Raw genomic sequence first — 20,078 nt, forward strand, 5'->3', positions numbered from 1 at the left:
TCAGGGTCGCGTCAGCTGCGCGTACCGGCTGATGTGGTGGTCGGTGGAGCCGAACTCGTACTGCAGTGCGGTGAGCCGTTTGAAGTAGTGGCCGATCGCGAGTTCCTCGGTCATCCCCATGCCCCCATGGAGTTGAACGGCGTTCTGCCCCACGAAGCGCGCCGCGCGCCCGATGGTGGCCTTGGCGGCCGAAACCGCACGGGCACGCACCTCGTCGGCGGAGTCGAGGTGCAGCACCGCCAGGAACGTCGCCGCGACCGACTGCTCGACCTCCATGTGCATGTCGACCATCCGGTGCTGGAGCACCTGGAAGCTGCCGATGGGGGTGCCGAACTGATGGCGTTGCTTGCAGTACTCGACGGTGTCGGCGAGCACTCTGCGCATCGCGCCGACGGCCTCGGCGCAGACGGCCGCGGCCCCTTCGTCACGGGCCCGCGCGATCGACGGCCAGGCCCCGCCCTCGTCGCCGAGCAGCGCCGCGGCGGGTACCCGCACCCCGTCGAACGAGATGTCCGCGGCGCGGCGGTCGTCGATCGTGCGGTAGGAGTGCGTGGTCAGACCGTCCCGCACCGCCGAGAGGTCGATGAGGAAGAGGGAGATGCCCTGCTCGTCGCCGCGGCCACCCGACGTGCGCGCGGAGACCAGCAGGTAGCCGGCCAAGGGTGCGCTGGTGACCACGACCTTCTCGCCGCGCAGCACCCAGTCCGCCCCGTCCTTCTCCGCGGTGGTGGACACGTCGCGCCAGTTGTCGCCCGAGGTGGCCTCGGTCGCGGCGAGCGCGACCAGTGCGGTGCCCTCGACGATCTTCTCGAGCACGGCGGAGGCGGTGTCGCCGCCGGCGCGCTGCAGCAGCCCCCCGGACACCACCACGGTGTCGACGAACGGCTCGACCACCAGCGCGTGGCCGAGCGCCTCGGCGATCACCATCGCATCGACCGCACCGCCGCCGATGCCGCCCGCCTCCTCCGGCAGCGTGGCACCGAGGATGCCCAGCTCCTCGGCGAACCCGCGCCAGATGTCCGGCTGCCACCCCGCACCGGTTTTGGCTGCGGCACGGCTCTTTTCGAGCTCGTAGCGGGTCGACAGGAACTTCGTCAACCCGTCGCGCAGCAGTTCTTGTTCTTCGGTGAGCGAGAAGTCCATCTATAGTCCCAATGCTGCCTTGGCCAGGATGTTGCGTTGAATTTCGTTGCTGCCGGCGTAGATCGAGCCGGCACGGTCGTTGAAGTAGCGCAGCGGAGCCACCGCCTGCCACGGTTCGCCGCTGACATAGCCGTCAGCCGGCGGTTCGTATTCGGCGACCGGTCCGCCCGGACACGTGGCATGCGGTTGGTACACGCGGGCACGCGGTCCTGCGGCGGCCATGGCCAGTTCGGTCAGATCCTGGCTCAGTTCGGTGCCGAGGACCTTGAGCATCGACGACGCCGACCCGGGGTTGCCGCCCGCGGCGACCGTGGCCAGCACCCGGTACTCGAGGATCTCGAGGACGTCGGTGCGGATCCGCGCATCAGCCAGTCGCTGGGCGAATCTCGCGTCGTCGATGAGCCGATCGCCGTCGGGGCCGGGTTGTTCGGCGGCGACCGTGGCGATCTCCTCGGCGAGCACCTGCAGCGCGGGCGCGGACGACCCGCCTCCGCGCTCGAATTCGAGCAGGTACTTGGCGACCGTCCAGCCGTCGTCGATCTCGCCGATGACGTTGCTCTTGGGCACGCGGACCTCGTCGAAGAAGACCTGGTTCTGAACCTCTTCGCCCGAGGTCATCACCAGCGGCCGGATCTCGATGCCGGGGGTCGTCATGTCGATGAGGACGAACGTGATGCCCTGCTGCTTCTTCGGCGCGCGGGTGGTCCGCACCAGCGCGAACATCCAGTTCGCCTCTGCCGCATGGGTGGTCCAGATCTTGCTGCCCGTGCACACCAGGTCGTCACCGTCGTCGACGGCGGCCATGGTCAGCGCGGCGAGGTCGGAGCCGGCCTCCGGTTCGGAGTAGCCCTGGCAGAAGAACACCTCGCCGGTGAGGATGCGCGGGAGGAAGTGGTCCTTCTGCTCGGGCGTGCCGAATTTGATGATGGCGTGCGCCACCATCCGGATTCCCATCGGCGACAGCGACGGGGCGCCCGCGAGCGTGGACTCGCGGCTGAAGATGTAGTGCTGGGTCAGGCTCCAGTCACAGCCGCCGTGCTCGACGGGCCATGCGGGCGCCGCCCAGCCGCGCTCGTGCAGGATCCGCTGCCACTCCATGCTCGCGCCATGGTCGGCGTAGACGCTGGTCATCAAGCGGCCCGCCCGCCGGAGTTCCGGCGTCAGCTTCTCCTCGAGAAAGCCGCGCACTTCGTCGCGGAACGCCAGATCGCGATCCGACCAGGTCAAGTCCATGGGTCACCCCCGTCTGCAGTGTGCGTTCCCACAGAGTAAACCTAGTTAGTCAAGTCGTGATCACCTGGGCCTCACAATGTCGCCCCTCGGCGCGCGGGCGATACTTCTTCGATGGAGCGGCGACGAGACGGCCAGGACGATCGATCCCCGATGTCGCTGCTGCGGGACATGCCCGCGCTGGTGCTGCTCGAGCGGTTCCCGGTCCCGGTCCTCGCGATCGCCGAGGACGGCGCCATCCTGTTCGCGAACGGGGCGTTCGCCGACATGGTGGGCTACCGCACCGAGGACGTGACCGCGGCGCACTTCACGGAGATCTTCCATCGCCTCCCCGTCGAGGACTCCGCGGTGATGGTGGTCCGCGCGCACGCGGACCTCGTCGTCGAGCTCGTGCACCGCGACGGGTCCATCGTCCGGGCCCGGATGAGCAAATCCGCGCTGGTGCGCGGTGACGATCCGGTGGCGCTGGCGACGTTCACCGACCTCACGGAACGGTTGTGGGCGGAAGAGGTCTGAGGCACGTCAGTCACCGGTGGGCCGCCGACGAGTCTCCCGAGCCAGGAACTCGGCGAAGTACTCGCGGCTTTCGTCGGTGACGATGGCAGGCAGCACGAGCCCGAAGAGGCGCGTGACGCGCTCACGCAGGTCGGTCCCGCCGGAAGCGGCGTCGGAGAGCAGGCTTCCCCCGACGAAGGCGCCGACGAAGGTCTCGGCAACCGCGACGATGTCGACGTCCTCGCGGACATCCCCCTCGTCGCGGGCCCGCGCCACATCCTCGGCCATCGCCGAGAGCCACCCGCCGTAGGTGCCTCCCGCGGACTCGCTGAACCCGGCGAAGACACGCATCAGCACGATCCCGACCCGGGCCACCTTGTCGGTGCAGAGTTGATCCACGACGAGGAACGTCCCGTGGATGATGCTCTCCAGCGCCGGGGACGACGATTCACTGATGGCGTCGAAGGTGGCCAGCAACCGGGCGCTGCCCTCGGCCACGATCTGCGCCGCGAGCGCTTCCTTCGAGTCGAAGTGGTAGTAGAGCGCACCCTTGGTCATCTGGGCGCGCTCGATGATGTCACCGAGTCCGGTTCCGGGATAACCACGTTCGCTGAACAGGTCGACAGCTGCGTCGATGATCTTGCGCCTGGTCGCCTCAGAACGTGCTTGGCGAATCATGTCCTGTTGCCCACCTCCGGACGAAATCCGTCGCCACTGCGCGCCGGCCCGCCGTCATAGCGTATCGGTGGACAACGGCCGGGCCCGCTTGATCGCCAAGGCGCTGCGCCGGCGGACGAACGTCGTGAGGTACCCGAGCCGCTCGGTGGCCGCGAGCCCGGGCAGCATCAGCGTCCACGCCCGCTGCAGGTCGCCCAGGAACGCGGCGGGTTCGTCGAGGTGGTTGGCCTGACGGACGCCCAGGTACAGGAAGATCACCACGCGGGCGACGTCGTCGGGCGCCACGGTGGCGGCGGCGTCACCTTCGTCGACCGCGCGGCGCGCGAGCGGGGTCAGCGCGGTGCGGGACGCGTCGAACGCCCGCCGACGCAGGCCGTCGGTCCGGCCGACGGACTCGAGGAGATTGAGCCCTGCCCGCGCGACGTGCCGGCCGATGTCGTCCAGCGCGGTCCCGAAAGTGACGTCGACCAGCGTCTCCATTCCCGACCGTCGCAGCGCCACCGTCTCGTCGATGATGCGGAGATTCGATTCGAGCCACTGGTCGACGAGCGCCGACGCGAGGGCGTACTTGGACCGGAAGTGGTGGTACATGGCGCCTTTGGTGACCGCGGCATCGGAGAGGATGTCATCGAGATTGACCAGCCCGTAGGGCTTGAGCGCGAACTGTCTGGCGGCAGCGCCAAGAATCTGCTGACGCGTCGCGTCGGTTCTCCGGTCGACCTGCTCGGCCACTCACGCCCTCGGGATTCACTAAGCCGCGCGCTGGCGGGTGGTCGGACGCCGCGTCTGTCCGCGGCAGACGTCATACTTCAGGTTATCCGTCCAGGTGCAAAACAGCCAAAAGGTATGTAACGTTCAGGTCGTGATGACTGCAAGTATCTCGCCCCCGGTGCCCGCGCCCGGCGTGCGCCCCCGTGAGGGTGCCGGCGATGACTTGGCGTCCCCGTTTTCGCTCCACGGGTGGCGATGGTACCTTCGTCCGGTTGCCACGGCCTGTTCTGGCAAACCCCCTCGAATCCCTGCACAGGCCGTGGCGACCCACCTTCCAGCCGTGCGAGGTGACTTGACCTGCCGCCGTACCGATCGGCGGACCATTTCCGAGCAACGGCGAGGTGTTTAACGCATATGTGGGACCACGAAGTCGACGTGCTGTGTGTGGGTGGTGTCGTCGGTGCGCTCGCCAGCGCGGTCGTGGCAGCCGACGCGGGGGTCGACGTACTCGTCGCCGCATCGACGACCGGCGGCCGGGGATGGCCGGCTGACCAGGTGGAGGACGAGCAGACCCTCGCGTACTTCGCCGCGCTGACCGATGGTCTCTCGACCGTTCCGCGGCCGACGGTCGATGTGCCGGTGCGTCCGGTCCGGCCGTTGACAGCGGCCGAGCGACGCAGGGCCGCACCGTTCTACGGCGCCCGGCTCAGGAAGTGGACCGAGCAGTGCCTGCTCTCGCCGTACGCGCTGATGCACACCAGGGTCACCGACTGGCGCACCACCACCATGCGGACCCTCGACAACCGTCCCGTCCAGGTGAAACCGGTCGGCAGGATCGCGCTGCCGGCCCAGGGCGGTCCGGTGCCGATCGCGAGGTGGCTCGAGGGTGAGGCACGGATCCGCGACATCGACTTCGCCTCCGATGCCCGCCTGCAGCGGATCGTCTTCGAGGAAGGCGTCGTCGTCGGTGCGGTGCTCGAGACCGCGGAGGGTCCCTACGCGGTGCGGTCCCGGCACGGAGTCACCCTCGCGCCGCGGGTCAGGCACAGCGTGGCTGATTACGAACGCGGTGACGAGGAGGCAGAGGTGGCTCTCGTCAGTGAGATCGGCAGCCGGTTCGCCCGCGTCGAACTGCTCGCGGCCGCCCCGCCCGCCACGACCCCCTCGGCGACATGCTCGAGCAGCAACCGGCAGCTCCCGAAGGCGATGCGGGAATCCCGGCGGAACCGCGCCGAACCCCGGCGCTCACGAGAAATGAACGGACACCCGCCCTCCGGCCAGTAGCCGCTCCATCTGCGCGCCGGGCACCGGACGCGACAGCAGGAACCCCTGGGCGCGGTGGCACCCGTGGTGCAGCAGAGTCCGTGCGCCGACCTCGGTTTCGACTCCCTCGGCCACCAGTTCGAGACCGAACGCGTCCGCGAGCGCGACGATGGCACGGACGATCGCCAGGTCGCCTGCGTTGGAGCCGAGATCCTGCACGAAGCCCTTGTCGATCTTCAGGGTGTCCACGGGCAGCGTTTTCAGCAGCGACAGCACGCTGTAACCCGTTCCGAAGTCGTCGATCGCGACCCGGACCCCGGCGTCCTTGAGCCCCGCGAGGGTGACCCGCGTGGTGTCGATGTCCTGCACGACCACGCTCTCGGTGATCTCGAGGCAGACCGAGCCGCGTTCCAGGCCGAAGTCCGCCATCACCTCGGCCACGGATTCGACGAAGCCCTCCGTGACCAGCTGCACCGGAGAAACGTTGACCCGCAACACGATTCCGTTGCCCACGCCGGCCGCGCGCCAGCGGGCGAACTCGGCGCAGGCGTTGCGCAGCACCCACCGTCCCAGTTCCCCCGCGAGGTTGATGGACTCGGCCACCCCGATGAACCGGTCGGGGGACAGCAGTCCGCGCGTCGGATGCTGCCAGCGGACCAGAGCCTCGGTCGCGAGGATCTCACCGGTGCGGATGTCGACCTCGGGCAGATAGTGCAGAACCAGGGCGCCGCTGTCGATGACGTTCTGAAGGTGTAACTCGATGTCGTTGCGCAGGGCGATCTCCTGCGACATCTCCTCGCTGAAGACCGAGATGCAGTTGCCGCCGGCCCCTTTGGCGCTCAACACCGCTTGGTCCGCCCGGCTCAGCAGATCCGAGGTCGTGTCGCAACCGGGCATGCCGACGGCCACCCCGATGCTGATGGTCCGGGTCAGCATCTCGCCGTCTATCGAAACCCGTTCCCGCAGAACGGCCTGCAATCGGTGGGCGAGTGATTCCGCGGCGTCGGCGCTCATCGGTGCGGCGGGAACGACGACGAACTCGTCACCGCCGAGGCGGGCGATGAACTTGTCCTCGTCACCCTGCTGCAGGCGCTCGGCGAGGATCCGGATGAACCAGTCACCGGCGATGTGGCCGAGGTAGTCGTTGACCGCCTTGAGCCGGTCGAGATCGAAGAAGAGCACCGCCACCGGACCGGGGCGCCCCACCGCCAGCCGATCGTCGAGATGGCCGAGCAGGGAACGACGGTTGTGCAGACCGGTCAGGTCGTCGTGGTCGGCGAGGTACCGCAGGCGCTCCTCGGCGGCGATCCTGGCCTGCACCTGGGCGAACAGCGACGCGATCGCGGTGAGCGCGTTCAGTTCGTCCTGCTGCCATACACGTTCGCCGAACTTGACGAAGCCCAGGACCCCGGTCGTGACGTCACCGGACCGCAACGGGACCTCGGCGACCGTGGCCGCCCCGCGCACACCACCAGGGTCCGCGGGATCGGGTCGCAGGATGGCGGGCTCGCACAGATGCTCGGTCTGCGCGAACACGGGATCCGCGTCGGAGAAGTAGACGACCTTGAGTGGGTCGAGGCCCCCGGTGTCGGTGCGCGGTGGCCATTCGGCGACCAGTTCGGATGCGTGCACGCGGTGGTCGTTGTGGCGCAGGAAGCTCAGATCGACGTCGAAGTAGGACACGAGGTCGCCGAGTACGCGTTCGCTCACCTCGACGGAGGTCGCCGCCGTGACCGCCATCAGGTCCGTTGCGACCGATGTCACGAGGACCTCGTGGTTTCTCGGCACGGTCGTCTCCGTTCCCGCTGTCATGCCGGTGCCGGTGTGGTCAGGCTGCGGCGTCTGCTGCGCCGAGACGGTCGGGGTGCGATGGAGAAGCGAAGGACCAACGCCTCGAATTCGTCTGCGCCGGTGCCGGTCAGCGCGCGGAACCGACGTCGCAGTTCGCCGAGTTCACCGGCGAACCCCGGGGAGAGTTCGGCGAGCTCGTGGTCGTCGTGCGCGTAGAGGAACACCGGTGACACGGGATGGGTTGCGACGCCGTGCTGTTCGGCGGCGATCCACACGGCCTCGGTGGCCGAGCCGCCGCGCAGGTAGTCCTGCAGGGTGTGCCCGCTGACGATGACGACACCCAGCCCGGCACTGGAGGTCAGGCGGTCATAGGTGTCGTCGCCCAGCGCCGACCCCGCCTCCCACCGGGCCAGGTGGGCCATGACCTCGCCCCGGCGCAGGATGTCGAGCTTGACGAGGTCGGTCGCTCCCAACTCCAGGGTGCGCACGTCGATACCGGAATCGGGCGCCGGATCCCCCGGCCACCGCAGTTCCGAGAACATCTCCGAGTGCAGACGTGGTGTGAGATACCGGATCCGGTCGGTCGCCGCGAGGATCCCGGCGGCCTCGGCGATGTCACGGGCGTCGGTGAGCAGTGTCAGGCGGGCGCCCTCCGCCAGCGCCGCGGCGCTCAGCGCCCGGACTGCGGCGCTGCCGAGCGGTGTGCCGGATCCGTGGTGCCGGTTGGTCTCCCGGCGCAACATCGCGGGGTAGAGACGCGCCAGGTCCGCGTCCTCGGCCCGGCCCAGCCGGACGACGGCCCGCAGGGGGGTGCGCTCGTCGCCGCGCTCCAGATCCACGTCGGCGGCGCGGTGATGGGCCGCCGCGGCGATCCGAGCGTTGAAGACCGCCGCACCCAGCGCGACCGCGCTACCCCGGTACGCGACATCCATGGCGGTGGTGGCCTCGGGGGCCACCCACAGGTGGACGGCGTCGGGCTGCAGTGCGATCTGCCACGGCTGCGCGTTGCCGCCCGACGGCGCCCGGACCGCTGCGGCGGCGACCTTCTCGGCGACGGAGTCCGCTTCCGGATCGGGCCCCGCATCTTCGTCGGTGTCGTCGATCGCCGTGCGGCGCAGCGGGTCCTCGACGCGGTCGAGGAGGGCGGCGGCATCGATGCGGATGCGGCCCGAGGACAGCGGCTCGCCGAGACCGATGCGGCGCACCGCCTCGGTGACGGCGGTCGCGCCAAGCGCGACCTCACCGGCGAGCTGTGGCCACGTCGTCAGGCTGGTGCCGACCTCCACCAACGACGCGGCCATCCGTGGCGAGAGCGCGTGCGCATCGAGGATGCGCAGTACGTAGGGCACCTTGTCCTTGCTCGTCAACCCGGACAGGACCGCCGAGTCGATGTCGCCGAGCAGTCCGTGCAGCAGCGGCCGTGCCGGGTCGAGGTCGAAGCGTTCGATGTCGAGCAGGCCGCGGTCACTGGTCGCCATCAGGACCGGGATGCGACGGGCCCGGGCGTGCTCACGCACCAGCACCTTCACGTCCAGCGAGTCGCACTCCTCCACCACCACGTCGAGCCCGTCGAGGAACTGCTCGACGGTGGCCGGCGTGATGCCGTCGGTGACCACCCGCACCGGCAGGTAGGGGTCGAGTTCGGCGATCCGCCGGGCGGCCACGACCGCCTTGTTCACCCCGACGTCGACGAGGCTCGCGGGTACGCGGTTGAGGTTCGACACCTCGAGCCCGTCGAAGTCGGCGAGTCGCAGTTCACCGCAGACTCCCTGGGCGGCGAGCGTGTGGGCCACGGCGTGGCCGACGCTGAGGCCGATGACGCCGACCCGCAGCCGTCCGAGCCGCTGCTGTTCGGCCGCGGTGATCAGATTCCGGTTGCGGTCGAGCCGGAGCCGCCGGTGCGCGCGAGGGCCGAGGACGGCCACGACCGTGCGACGCCACGGAAAGTACGCCCACCGAGTGGGCTCACCGGTCAGATCCGCGTCGGCCGGCGGACGCAGTTCGGCCAGCGCCGAGAGCAGTTCCGCGGCGCGGTCGACGAATTCGATCCCTGGAGCGGACCGCAACGTCGCGAGTGCGTCGTGGTCGTCGTCGGTGAGGACCGTGGCGGTGAAGGAAGTCGGATCAGTGGTGAAGCCCGTCATCAGCTGGACGAAGCCGCCGCCGTGAGTTCGCCGACCCCGTCAAGCTGCGCGGTCACCTGCCGCGTTTCGGCGAAGAACGTCGAAACCTGCTTGGGATCGGCGTGATTGGCGTAAGTGCGTCGGTCCCACCACATCATCTTGGTTTGATAACGGGCGTCCGGATATGGAGTCGCGGGAATCTTGGCGGCGAGCACACCGCCCGAGGATAACCAGCGATTGAGGACATATGCCGCGGCCGTGGCGACTGCGAATTGCGCGTCGAGCAAGATCAGCGAATGCAGGGGTACGCGAGCCAGGACGTCGGTGAGCGCTCGGCTCTGTTCGGGGTCGTCACTCACCCAGGCGGATTTGATTTCCACCACGCCGAACGGAAGGCGATCACCGACCATTTTGCGCACCGCGGCCAGACCGGGCTGGCCGTCCCACTCGACCACCGCGTGGCACTCGTCGACCGCGGTGTAGGGGCCCTTGGCGCGGACGCCGCCGACCACTTGGCCGGCCTTGTTGATGCCTGCGCAGAACAGAGCGGTGTCGTCTCCGCGCTCGAGAGCGCCGGTGTCGAGCGCGCGCTCGACACCGTGCTTGTGATAGCTGAGCTGCGCCCCGCGAACATACTCGGCCCACAGTTCGGGCTCGGTGGCGGGCTGAGCCAGGACAATGGTGCACTGGCTTGCGTCGTCGAACCAGGTCGGGTTCCGGTCCAGTTCCAGAAGCCCGGGGGTGGGGGTGTCTAGCTGGGCAGCAGGCATGGGTGTCCGTCCTTCGGGCTGCCGCCTCGGGGCGAGGCGGCGGATGGTCGTGGTGCGGGTCGCGCGGTGTTGCGAATACGCGAACTCGAGTATCCCGCTCATAGTGGGTTCCATTCCAGCTAGCGAGTGAAACTTGTCCAGTATTGCGTTATCCGTACTGCCCGCCGGTTCCTGTTTGTGCACGCAAGTTCAGTTATGGCAATCGGCTATTCGCCGGTCTTCGCTGGTCGTTTGTCCGACGGTCCGATCCGGCGAACTTTGCGATTGCACTGACCGACATACCCCCGTGTTTGCGCCCTGAACAGACGTTTCTTGCTGTTTGCCGGCCGAGCCAGGTTGTGAGGCTCGTCACGCCCACATGACGGCGGGAGGCCCGCGGGCCGCCGGCCTTGTGCGTGCCCGCCGCGCACGACCCCGACGCGGCGAGCGCTCGGTGCCCCGGCGCCGTGGCGCTCCGAGGGCCGCGTGCACAGGTTCGACCGTTGATTCTCCGGCGTCCGAGGGTGCGCGCATTCAGCGCTCGCGCCCGCGGAACACCCGCCGGTCGCCGTGGCGCGGGGGGTTTGCCAGGAGGTCACTCGCCGCCACGGTTCTCGCCGCTCTCGCGTGGCTCGAAGCTGCGCTCGCAGGTGTGCGCCCCGCGCGGCTCGCGGGGGTGGGCCGAGCGGCCGGGTCTGGTCGTGGCGGCGCGTCCGGGTTGCTCGTCGCCGCCGGGAGCGGCGGGCCGTCACCGACGCATTTCCCCTGGGGTCGTCGGCGAATACCGTGACCTCCCCGCCTCGCGGTCGGCGCGACGGGCGCGGCCGAATCGCCGCGATACTTGCGCAGGGCAATACCTCGCGATTGCTCTCGGTGTCGAGAACGTCGATGCCGGATTTCCGCGGCGTCGGCGATTGTGTCCGCGCGCGACGCCGAACGTGCGCGCCGACCACGGTCCAGCGCCGGATCCGAATGGGGAAAGAGTGGCCGTAGTTCTCGGTTTCCATTGCCGATATGGATCCGCGCGACAATGGAGATGTCTTCACCGAAACGCTCGAATGGGTGCAATTCTGGCAAATTCGAATTGAGGTCTTTCCGAGGGCAGGGCGGCTCGTCGGCGTGCCCGGCGTCGATCGGCGGGGCGGTGAACCGTAGGGTGCGAAGCGGCAGTGGCGCGTCCGCGCCGGAGAGGAGACACCCGTGAAGACCTTCAATGGACTGGACGAGCTCGCGGCGGCGGAGGGCACCTCACTCGGCCCCACCGAATGGCTCGACATCACACAGGACCGGGTGAACCTGTTCGCCGACGCCACCGACGACCACCAGTGGATCCACGTCGATCCCGAGAAGGCGGCCCAGGGCCCCTTCGGCGGCACCATCGCGCACGGACTGCTGACGCTGTCGCTGCTCCCGCACTTCAGCCACCAGCTGTACACGGTCGGCAACATCGCGATGGCGATCAACTACGGCTACAACAAAGTTCGCTTCATCAACCCGGTCAAGGTGGGCGCGCGGCTGCGGGCCCGCGGAGAGATCAGCAAGGTGGACCGCCTCGACGGCGCCGTCCAGGCGATCACCACCATCACCGTGGAGATCGAAGGGGCGGAGAAGCCGGCCGCCGTCGCCGAGTCGATCGTGCGGTTCATCGGCTGAGCGTCTGACATCTGTCAGTTCTCGTTGACGCGCGTCACATCGCGTCGTTAATGTGCTCCTCATCACTCGGTGAGGAGTCCATGTGGGTCAGTCGTCGCCACGCACAGCGATCATCGGAGCGGGCATCAGCGGCCTGACCGCCGCCAAGATGCTCAAGGACTACGGCGTCCCTCACACGACCTTCGAGAGTTCCGACCGGATCGGCGGCAACTGGGCGTTCGGCAACCCCAACGGCCACAACTCCGCGTACCGCTCACTGCACATCGACACGTCGAAGCACCGGTTGTCGTTCAAGGACTTCCCGATGCCCGAGCACTTCCCGTCGTTCCCGCACCACACCCAGATCAAGGCGTACCTGGACGACTACGCCGAGGCGTTCGGCCTGCTCGACGGCATCGAGTTCAACAACGGCGTGGTGCGCGCCGAACGAAAGTCCGCCGGCGGGTGGGACATCGAGGACCAGGCGGGGGAGCGGCGCCAGTTCGATCTGCTGGTGGTCGCCAACGGGCACCACTGGGATCCGCGCTGGCCGGACTTTCCCGGCGAGTTCGCCGGCGAATCCATTCACTCGCACCACTACATCGACCCGCACACCCCGCTCGAGCTGACGGGAAAGCGCATCCTCGTGGTGGGCCTGGGCAACAGCGCCGCCGACATCACCGTGGAGCTGTCGGCCAGGTCGCTGCAGAACACGGTGACGCTGTCGACGCGGTCGAGTGCCTGGATCGTGCCGAAGTTCATCGCGGGGCGACCCGGCGATCAGCTCTTCCGCACATCGCCCCACCTGCCGCTGTCCTGGCAGCGCAAGGCGTTACAGCTCATCGCGCCGATGCTGGGCACGGACCCGACGAGCTACGGCCTGCCGCCGGCCAACCACAAACTCTTCGAGGCCCACCCGACGCAGTCGGTGGAACTGCCGCTGCGTCTGGGCTCCGGCGACGTCACCCCCAAGCCCAATGTCACCCGATTGGACGGACACACGGTGCATTTCGAAGACGGCACCAGCGACGACTTCGACGCCATCGTCTACTCCACCGGATACAACATCACCTTCCCGTTCTTCGATCCGGCGTTCATCAGCGCGCCCGACAACCAGATCCGGCTCTACAAGCGCATGTTCCTCCCGGGTGTCGACGACGTCGTGTTCATCGGGTTCGCCCAGTCCGTGCCGACGTTGTTCCCGTTCGTGGAATGCCAGTCGCGGCTGCTGGCCGCATACGCGGTGGGTCGCTACGCCCTACCCGGCCCCTCGGAGATGGAGCGGGTGATCGACGCCGACCAGCGGTTGCACGCCGGCCACTGCACCGACCGGCCACGGCACACCCAGCAGGTCGACTACTTCGTCTACGAACACGACATCCGCACCCGCGAACTGGCCGCCGGGGCCGAGCGGGCGCGGCGACAGCGGCCGGCGTTCGCGGAAGCGGCGGGCTGACAGTGCGTTCGGCGACGGATCGGCGGCCCGCGCAGCGCAGCGATCTGCGCCGCGACGCGATCCTCGACGCGCTCGACGGTTGGCTGCAACAGTCGAGCGTCGAGACGGTGAACATCGCCGAGGTGGCACAACAAGCCGGTGTGACGCGGTCGGCGTTCTACTTCTACTTCGAGAACAAGGCGGCCGCCGTGGCGGCGCTGACCGAGCGCATCCTCGACGAGACCCGCGCGGTCAACAAGGCGCTGACCGTCGGACCGGGTTCGCCGCGGGTCCGCGTCCACACGATGCTCGCCGGACTCTTCGACCTGTGTGAGCGCCATCGGCATTTGTTCCAGGCAATGCTCGAGGTGCGCGGATCCAGCCCAGCCGTGCGATCGATCTGGGACGACGCCCGTGAGTCGTTCGTCGACTCCATCGCCGACATGATCCGCGCCGAGCGTTCGGCGGGAATCGCACCGGACGGCGTCGACGCCGGTGTGCTGGCCACCGTGTTGATCGAGTTCAACGACCGCATGCTGGAACGTCTCGCCCTGGGCGGCCCCTTGACGGCCGATGAGTTACGGCAGGGGGCGGCGGCGGTCTGGCTGAGTTCGGTCTACGGCATCACCGACAGCGAGGAGCACCCCGACACATGACCACCCACGCCGACGAGATCACCTTCACCTCGATGGACACCCGATGCGCGGCAAGGCATTTCCGCAGCGACTCCGAGCGGCTGAGCGGGCCGTACGGGCGGCCGGTCGTGGTGATGGCGCACGGTTTCGGCGGGACGATGGACTCGGGTCTGGAACCGTTCGCCGACCGGTTGTGCACCGCGGGCGCCGACGTGTTGACGTTCGACTACCGCGGATTCGGTGCCTCGGACGGTCAACCGCGCCAGAGTGTTTCGGTCCTCCGTCAACTGGAGGACTTCCACGCGGCGGTGGTGGCGGCGCAGCGCCTGCCCGGCGTGGACCCCGCCCGGGTGGTGCTGTGGGGCTCGTCGTTCTCCGGTAGTCACGTGATCCGGGTGGCGGCGGGCCGGGCCGACGTCGCGGCCGTCATCGCGATGACGCCGCTCACCAGCGGGCTGGCCGCGAGCCGGGCGGCCGTCGCACACCGCGAACCCCTTACCGCGCTGCGCTGGTCGCTGGTGGGCGTCAAGAGCCGCGTCGCGGTCGCGTGTGGGCGGGCGCCCTCGCTCATGCCGTTGGCTGCGCGCCCGGGAGAGCCGGGTGCGCTCGCCCTCGACGGCGCCTACGACAGCTACCTGTCGATCGCCGGCCCGACATGGCGCAACGAGATCGACGCCGCGATCGGGATCGAACTGGTGAAGGTCCGAACGGCCCGCGATGCCAAGCGGATTCGGGTCCCGGTGCTCGTCCAGATCGCCGACTTCGACCGCTTCGTGCCCGCCGAGTCGATCGCCAAGACCGCCGTGCAGGCCGGAGCGCAGGTGCACCACTATCCGTGCGACCACTTCGACGTGTGGCCCGGCCATGACTGGCACGACCGGGCGGCGACGGATCAGGCGGCGTTCCTCGACCGGACGTTCGCGCGGCAGTCCCCGGCGGAAACCGTCAGAACTGGGTAGACCCGCAGTCGACGGCGATGGCCGCGGCGGTGACGAACCGGGATTCGTCGCTGGCCAGCCACGCCACCGCGTCGGCGATGTCCTCCGGTTGGGCGATGTCCGGGATGAACGGGGTGACCATGTTCATCAGGCCGGGGTTCGTGGCGTCGGCGCGCATCAGCCCGTCCACCATGTCGCCGGTGCCCATCGGCGTCGCGACCGCGCCGGGATGCAGGCTGTTGACCCGGATCCGATGCTTGCCGAGTTCGGCGGCGAACGCTCGCGCCATGCCGGTCACGGCGTGCTTGCTGGCGGTGTAGTGCACCATGAACGGCTGCATCTTCAGACCGGCGGCGGAACTGATCAGGATGATCGAACCGCCTCCGCCGCCGTCGACGATGTGCTGGGCGCCGGCCATCACGGTGTTCCAGGTGCCGGTGATGTTGACGTCTGTGACGTCGCGGAAGTCCGCCGGGCTGATCGTGTCCCACGGCTGCGGCGCCGTGATGCCGGCATTGGCGACGATGACGTCGAGGCGGCCCAGTTCGGCGACACCGTCGTCGACCGTCTCGCGCAGGGCGTCGTGGTCGCGGGTGTCGACCACCGCGGACACGATCGTGCGGCCGGTCGCTTCGACCAGCGAGACGGTCTCGGCGAGGTCCTCCGGCGTCGCGTGGTCGTAGGGCACGCAGTCGGGCAACTTGCCCGCGATGTCGACGGCGATGATGTCGGCGCCCTCCGAGGCCAGTCGAACCGCGTGGGCGCGACCCTGGCCGCGCGCGGCTCCCGTGATGAACGCGACCTTGCCCGCCAGGCGGCCGGTCACGAGTTCGCCGCCCGCTGCGCGGCTTTCACCAGACCGCCGCCGATGATCAGGCGCTGGATCTCACTGGTGCCCTCGTACAGTCGCAACAACCGCACATCGCGGTAGATCCGCTCGACAGGAACCTCGCGCATGTAACCACTCCCTCCGTGGATCTGTACCGCCAGATCGGCGACTTGGCCGGCCATCTCCGTGCAGAAGAGTTTCGCGGCCGACGGTGCGAGCCGGCGATCCTCTTCGGTCACCCATTTGCGGGCGGCATCGCGCACGAGTGCGCGCCCGGCCATCACCCCGGTCTGCTGATCGGCCAGCATGGCCTGCACCAGTTGAAAGTCGCCGATCGGGGTGCCGCCCTGGGTGGCGGTCGCGGCGTAGGTCACCGACTCGTCGAGCGCACGCTGCGCCGCGCCGACGGCCAGCGCGGCGATGTGGACGCGGCCGCGGGCCAGGGTGATGAGCGCGGCGCGGTAGCCGATGTCCTCGTTGCCGCCGACGAGTGCCGCCGCGGGGACGCGGACGTCGGTGAAGTTCACGTCCGCGGTCCAGGCGCCCTCCTGGCCCATCTTGGCGTCCTTGACGCCGACCTCCACGCCCTCGGCGTCGGAGGGCACGAGGAACACCGCGATGCCGGCGCCCTGGTCGTCGGCCGGGCGGGTGCGGGCGAAGACGACGAACAGGTTCGCCGTCGGGGCATTGGTGATGAAGCGTTTCTGGCCGGTGATGACCCAGTCGGACCCGTCGCGCACGGCTTTCGTGCGCAGCCCGGCCGGGTTCGAGCCCGCGCCGGGTTCGGTCAGAGCGAACGAGGCGACCACGTCACCGGACGCGATGCCCTCGAGCCACTGCTTCTTCTGCTCGTCGGTGCCGAAGCCCACGAGCACCTGTCCGGCGATGCCGTTGTTCGTGCCGAACATCGAGCGCAGCGCGAGCGAGGTGTAGCCGAACTCCATGGCCAGTTCGACGTCCTGCGTCAGGTCCAGTCCGAGCCCGCCCCAGTCCTGCGGAATGGCGTAGCCGAAGAGCCCCATCTTCTTCGCCTGGTCCCGCAGATCGTCGGGGACCTTGTCCCCGGCGAGGATCTCGGATTCGCGCGGGACCACCGCGGTTCGGACGAAATGCCTTGTCTGCGCGAGGATCTCGCGGAAATCCTCGTCACTGACTTCGCTCATCGACGACCTCCAGTCGCAGTCGGCGGCCCCTGGGGTGGCTGGCCGCCAATATCGTATATGAAATATGATGTACGTCGACCGGGCCCCTCGGAGGCCCCGACAAGTCAGGCAGGTGATCGAGTGTCGTTGCTGACCGGACAGACCGCGGTCGTCACAGGCGGTGCGCAGGGACTGGGTTTCGCGATCGCGGAGCGCTTCGTGTCGGAAGGGGCGCGCGTGGTGCTCGGCGACCTCGACCTCGACGCCACCGACGCCGCGGCCGAGCGCCTCGGCGGGGCCGAGGTGGCCACCGCCGTCCGCTGCGACGTCACCCGGGCCGACGAAGTGGACGCGCTCGTGGCCGCGGCGGTGGAACGCTTCGGCGGCCTCGACATCATGGTGAACAACGCGGGCATCACCCGCGACGCCACCCTGCGCAAGATGACCGAGGAACAGTTCGACCAGGTGATCGCCGTCCACCTCAAGGGCACCTGGAACGGGCTGAAGTCCGCGGCGGCGATCATGCGCGAGAACAAGCGCGGCGCGATCGTCAACATGTCGTCGATCTCGGGCAAGGTGGGCCTGATCGGACAGACCAACTACTCGGCCGCGAAGGCGGGGATCGTCGGGATGACGAAGGCCGCCGCGAAGGAACTCGCGCACCTCGGCGTGCGGGTCAACGCGATCCAGCCCGGTCTCATCCGGTCGGCGATGACCGAGGCCATGCCGCAGCACATCTGGGACCGGAAACTCGCCGAGGTGCCGATGGGCCGGGCCGGCGAACCGGCCGAGGTGGCCAAGGTCGCTCTCTTCCTCGCCTCGGACCTGTCGTCCTACATGACCGGCACCGTGCTCGAAGTCACCGGCGGACGGCACATCTGATGCGCGACACCGTCATCTGCGAACCCGTCCGTACCCCGATCGGCCGGTACGGCGGCATGTTCAAAGACCTCACCGCGGTCGATCTCGCGGTGGCCGCCCTCACGGGTCTGCTCGGCCGCACCGGAATCGATCCCGCGGTGGTCGACGACGTCATCCTCGGACACTGCTATCCCAGCAGCGAGGCGCCCGCCATCGGACGGGTGGTGGCCCTGGACTCCGGGCTTCCGGTCACCGTGCCCGGTATGCAGGTGGACCGGCGCTGCGGATCGGGGTTGCAGTCGGTGCTGCAGGCGTGCCTGCAGGTCGGCAGCGGCAACAACGACCTGGTGGTCGCGGGCGGCGCGGAGAGCATGAGCAACGTGGTGTTCTACTCGACCGACATGCGCTGGGGAGGCGCACGTGGCGGCGTGGCCGTGCACGATGCGCTGGCCCGCGGACGCACCACCGCCGGAGGCCGAAATCACCCGGTCCCGGGCGGCATGCTCGAGACCGCGGAGAATCTGCGCCGCGAGTACGGCATCTCCAGGGCCGAACAGGACGAACTGGCGGTCGCCTCGCATCAGCGGGCGGTCGCCGCCCAGAAGAACGGCGTCTTCGCCGAGGAGATCATCCCGGTGACCGTGCGCACCCGCCGCGGTGAGGACATCGTCGACACCGACGAGCACCCCCGGGCGGATACGACGCTCGAGACACTCGGGCGGCTCAAACCCGTTCTGGGCAAACAGGATCCGGAGGCCACCGTGACCGCGGGCAACGCCAGCGGCCAGAACGACGCGGCGTCGATGTGTGTGGTCACCACCCCGGAGAAGGCCGCCGAACTCGGCCTGACACCGCTGGTGCGGCTGGTGTCGTGGGGCCTGGCCGGGGTGGCGCCCGACGTGATGGGCATCGGGCCGGTGCCGGCGACCGAGGCCGCCTTGGCCAGGGCGGGCCTGGACCTTGCCGACATCGACCTGATCGAACTGAACGAGGCGTTCGCCGCGCAGGCGCTCGCCGTCATGCGGGAGTGGAAATTCACCGCCGCCGACATGGAGCGCACCAACGTGCACGGGTCGGGGATCTCGCTGGGACACCCGGTGGGGGCGACGGGCGGACGGATGCTCGCCACCCTGGCCCGCGAACTGACCCGCAGGCAGGGCCGCTACGGGCTGATGACGATGTGTATCGGCGGCGGACAGGGCCTGGCCGCGGTCTTCGAGCGGGTGGCCGCATGACCCGCCTCGCCCAGACCCTGGGTCTGACCGAGTTCCAGACCGAGATCGTCTCCACCGTGCGGCAGTTCGTGGACAAGGAGATCATCCCGAACGCCCAGGAACTCGAGCACGCCGACACCTATCCGCAGGAGATCGTCGACGCGATGCGCGAGATGGGCCTGTTCGGCCTGATGATCCCCGAGGAGTACGGCGGCCTCGGTGAATCGCTGCTGACCTATGCGCTGTGCGTCGAGGAACTCGCCCGGGGGTGGATGAGCGTCTCGGGGGTGATCAACACCCACTTCATCGTCGCCTACATGATCCGCCAGCACGGCACCGACGAGCAGAAGCAGCGGTTCCTGCCGCGCATGGCCACCGGTGAGACCAGGGGCGCGTTCTCCATGTCGGAGCCCGAACTGGGTTCCGACGTCGCCGCGATCCGGACCCGCGCCCGTCGCGACGGCGAGGACTACCTGATCGACGGCCAGAAGATGTGGCTCACCAACGGCGGCAGTTCCACTCTGGTCGCGGCGCTGGTCCGCACCGACGAGGGTGCGGACAAACCACACCGCAACCTCACCGCGTTCCTCGTCGAGAAGCCCACGGGCTTCGGTGAAGTGGTGCCCGGTCTGACGATTCCCGGCAAGCTGGACAAGCTGGGGTACAAGGGCATCGACACCACGGAGCTCATCTTCGACGGCTACCGCGCGAAGGCCGCCGACATCCTGGGAGAGCAGCCCGGGCAGGGCTTCTTCCAGATGATGGACGGCGTCGAGGTCGGGCGGGTCAACGTGTCGGCGCGGGCCTGCGGCGTCGGACTGCGCGCGTTCGAACTCGCGGTGCGCTACGCCCAGCAGCGACAGACGTTCGGCAAGCCGATCGCCGAACATCAGGCGATCGCCTTCCAGCTGGCCGAGATGGCGACGAAAGTCGAAGCGGCACACCTGATGATGGTCAACGCCGCCCGCCTCAAGGATTCCGGTGAGCGCAACGACGTCGCCGCGGGGATGGCGAAATACCTCGCCAGCGAGTTCTGCGCGGAGGTGACCCAGCAGAGCTTCCGCATCCACGGCGGCTACGGCTACTCCAAGGAGTACGAGATCGAGCGGTTGATGCGCGACGCGCCGTTCCTGCTCATCGGGGAGGGCACCAGCGAGATCCAGAAGAACATCATCAGCAAGCGTCTGCTCGCCGACTACCGGATCTGAC

19 protein-coding genes are annotated in these 20,078 nt (G+C 68.8%); 10 read left to right on the forward strand and 9 right to left on the reverse strand.

Annotated features, from left to right (window positions below; translation table 11 throughout):
- Both AU195_RS23825 and AU195_RS23830 read right to left on the reverse strand, forming a co-directional pair.
- Positions 1-1,143 carry an acyl-CoA dehydrogenase family protein gene (locus tag AU195_RS23825; RefSeq protein ID WP_059161473.1) on the reverse strand — a complete coding sequence of 381 codons (1,143 nt, stop codon included), beginning with the start codon at positions 1,141-1,143 and terminating at the stop codon, positions 1-3.
- Entirely contained in the window at positions 1,144-2,376 is a 1,233-nt protein-coding gene (locus AU195_RS23830) for an acyl-CoA dehydrogenase family protein (protein WP_059161474.1), read from the reverse strand.
- A gap of 150 nt (positions 2,377-2,526) precedes the next feature.
- Here AU195_RS23830 and AU195_RS23835 point away from each other — a divergent pair, with 150 nt between their 5' ends.
- A complete protein-coding gene (locus tag AU195_RS23835; protein WP_172800710.1) occupies positions 2,527-2,889 on the forward strand; it encodes a PAS domain S-box protein in 363 nt (120 codons plus the stop codon).
- A gap of 6 nt (positions 2,890-2,895) precedes the next feature.
- On the opposite strand, the gene AU195_RS23840 is transcribed toward AU195_RS23835, so the two are convergent.
- Both AU195_RS23840 and AU195_RS23845 read right to left on the reverse strand, forming a co-directional pair.
- The gene (locus tag AU195_RS23840) at positions 2,896-3,546 is read right to left on the reverse strand and encodes a ScbR family autoregulator-binding transcription factor (protein ID WP_059161476.1); all 651 of its coding nucleotides are present in this window, start codon (positions 3,544-3,546) and stop codon (positions 2,896-2,898) included.
- 54 nt (positions 3,547-3,600) lie between these two features.
- Positions 3,601-4,278 (reverse strand): TetR family transcriptional regulator, encoded by a 678-nt coding sequence (locus tag AU195_RS23845; RefSeq protein WP_059161477.1) that lies wholly within the window; start codon positions 4,276-4,278, stop codon positions 3,601-3,603.
- 393 nt (positions 4,279-4,671) lie between these two features.
- Between AU195_RS23845 and AU195_RS23850 the strand changes: the two genes are divergently transcribed.
- A complete protein-coding gene (locus AU195_RS23850; protein ID WP_059161478.1) occupies positions 4,672-5,541 on the forward strand; it encodes an FAD-dependent oxidoreductase in 870 nt (289 codons plus the stop codon).
- Here the strand turns inward: AU195_RS23850 and AU195_RS23855 are convergent.
- Genes AU195_RS23855 through AU195_RS23865 form a run of 3 tightly spaced genes read right to left on the reverse strand, consistent with a single transcriptional unit; the run spans position 5,503 to position 10,204 of the window.
- Positions 5,503-7,332, reverse strand: coding sequence for a putative bifunctional diguanylate cyclase/phosphodiesterase (locus AU195_RS23855; RefSeq protein WP_059161479.1), 1,830 nt, complete (start codon positions 7,330-7,332; stop codon positions 5,503-5,505). The genes AU195_RS23850 and AU195_RS23855 overlap by 39 nt on opposite strands.
- Positions 7,329-9,455: an Rv1355c family protein gene (locus tag AU195_RS23860; protein WP_059161480.1), complete on the reverse strand. Its 2,127-nt coding sequence runs from the start codon at positions 9,453-9,455 to the stop codon at positions 7,329-7,331. The genes AU195_RS23855 and AU195_RS23860 overlap by 4 nt, the downstream gene beginning before the upstream one ends.
- Positions 9,455-10,204: a hypothetical protein gene (locus tag AU195_RS23865; protein WP_059161564.1), complete on the reverse strand. Its 750-nt coding sequence runs from the start codon at positions 10,202-10,204 to the stop codon at positions 9,455-9,457. The genes AU195_RS23860 and AU195_RS23865 overlap by 1 nt, the downstream gene beginning before the upstream one ends.
- 993 nt (positions 10,205-11,197) lie before the next feature.
- On the opposite strand from AU195_RS23865, the gene AU195_RS25850 reads away from it, so the two are divergent.
- The 5 genes from AU195_RS25850 (at position 11,198) to AU195_RS23885 (ending at position 14,844) form a co-directional block, all read left to right on the forward strand.
- A complete protein-coding gene (locus AU195_RS25850) occupies positions 11,198-11,338 on the forward strand; it encodes a hypothetical protein (RefSeq protein ID WP_157531246.1) in 141 nt (46 codons plus the stop codon).
- 45 nt (positions 11,339-11,383) lie between these two features.
- Complete coding sequence (locus AU195_RS23870; protein ID WP_059161481.1) at positions 11,384-11,836, forward strand: MaoC family dehydratase; 453 nt, start codon at positions 11,384-11,386, stop codon at positions 11,834-11,836.
- A gap of 82 nt (positions 11,837-11,918) precedes the next feature.
- A complete protein-coding gene (locus AU195_RS23875; protein WP_059161482.1) occupies positions 11,919-13,271 on the forward strand; it encodes a flavin-containing monooxygenase in 1,353 nt (450 codons plus the stop codon).
- Positions 13,272-13,273: 2 nt separating this feature from the next.
- Positions 13,274-13,906 carry a TetR/AcrR family transcriptional regulator gene (locus AU195_RS23880; RefSeq protein WP_059161483.1) on the forward strand — a complete coding sequence of 211 codons (633 nt, stop codon included), beginning with the start codon at positions 13,274-13,276 and terminating at the stop codon, positions 13,904-13,906.
- A complete protein-coding gene (locus AU195_RS23885) occupies positions 13,903-14,844 on the forward strand; it encodes an alpha/beta hydrolase (protein WP_059161484.1) in 942 nt (313 codons plus the stop codon). Before AU195_RS23880 ends, AU195_RS23885 begins: the two co-directional genes overlap by 4 nt.
- On the opposite strand, the gene AU195_RS23890 is transcribed toward AU195_RS23885, so the two are convergent.
- Positions 14,831-15,649: a mycofactocin-coupled SDR family oxidoreductase gene (locus AU195_RS23890; protein WP_059161485.1), complete on the reverse strand. Its 819-nt coding sequence runs from the start codon at positions 15,647-15,649 to the stop codon at positions 14,831-14,833. The two genes, AU195_RS23885 and AU195_RS23890, sit on opposite strands and share 14 nt — an antisense overlap.
- Positions 15,646-16,815, reverse strand: coding sequence for an acyl-CoA dehydrogenase family protein (locus AU195_RS23895; RefSeq protein ID WP_059161486.1), 1,170 nt, complete (start codon positions 16,813-16,815; stop codon positions 15,646-15,648). Before AU195_RS23895 ends, AU195_RS23890 begins: the two co-directional genes overlap by 4 nt.
- Before the next feature lie 120 nt (positions 16,816-16,935).
- On the opposite strand from AU195_RS23895, the gene fabG reads away from it, so the two are divergent.
- From fabG to AU195_RS23910, 3 genes are read left to right on the forward strand one after another with little or no spacing between them, the layout of a single operon-like run.
- Positions 16,936-17,676, forward strand: coding sequence for a 3-oxoacyl-ACP reductase FabG (gene fabG, locus AU195_RS23900; protein WP_059161487.1), 741 nt, complete (start codon positions 16,936-16,938; stop codon positions 17,674-17,676).
- On the forward strand, positions 17,676-18,890 hold the full coding sequence (locus AU195_RS23905) for an acetyl-CoA C-acetyltransferase (protein WP_059161488.1): 1,215 nt from the start codon (positions 17,676-17,678) through the stop codon (positions 18,888-18,890). The genes fabG and AU195_RS23905 overlap by 1 nt, the downstream gene beginning before the upstream one ends.
- On the forward strand, positions 18,887-20,077 hold the full coding sequence (locus tag AU195_RS23910; protein WP_059161489.1) for an acyl-CoA dehydrogenase family protein: 1,191 nt from the start codon (positions 18,887-18,889) through the stop codon (positions 20,075-20,077). The genes AU195_RS23905 and AU195_RS23910 overlap by 4 nt, the downstream gene beginning before the upstream one ends.
- Position 20,078: the final 1 nt, after the last annotated feature.

Origin of the sequence: Mycobacterium sp. IS-1496, assembly GCF_001499995.1 — a bacterium.
In the GTDB taxonomy this organism is placed as follows: Bacteria; Actinomycetota; Actinomycetes; order Mycobacteriales; family Mycobacteriaceae; genus Mycobacterium.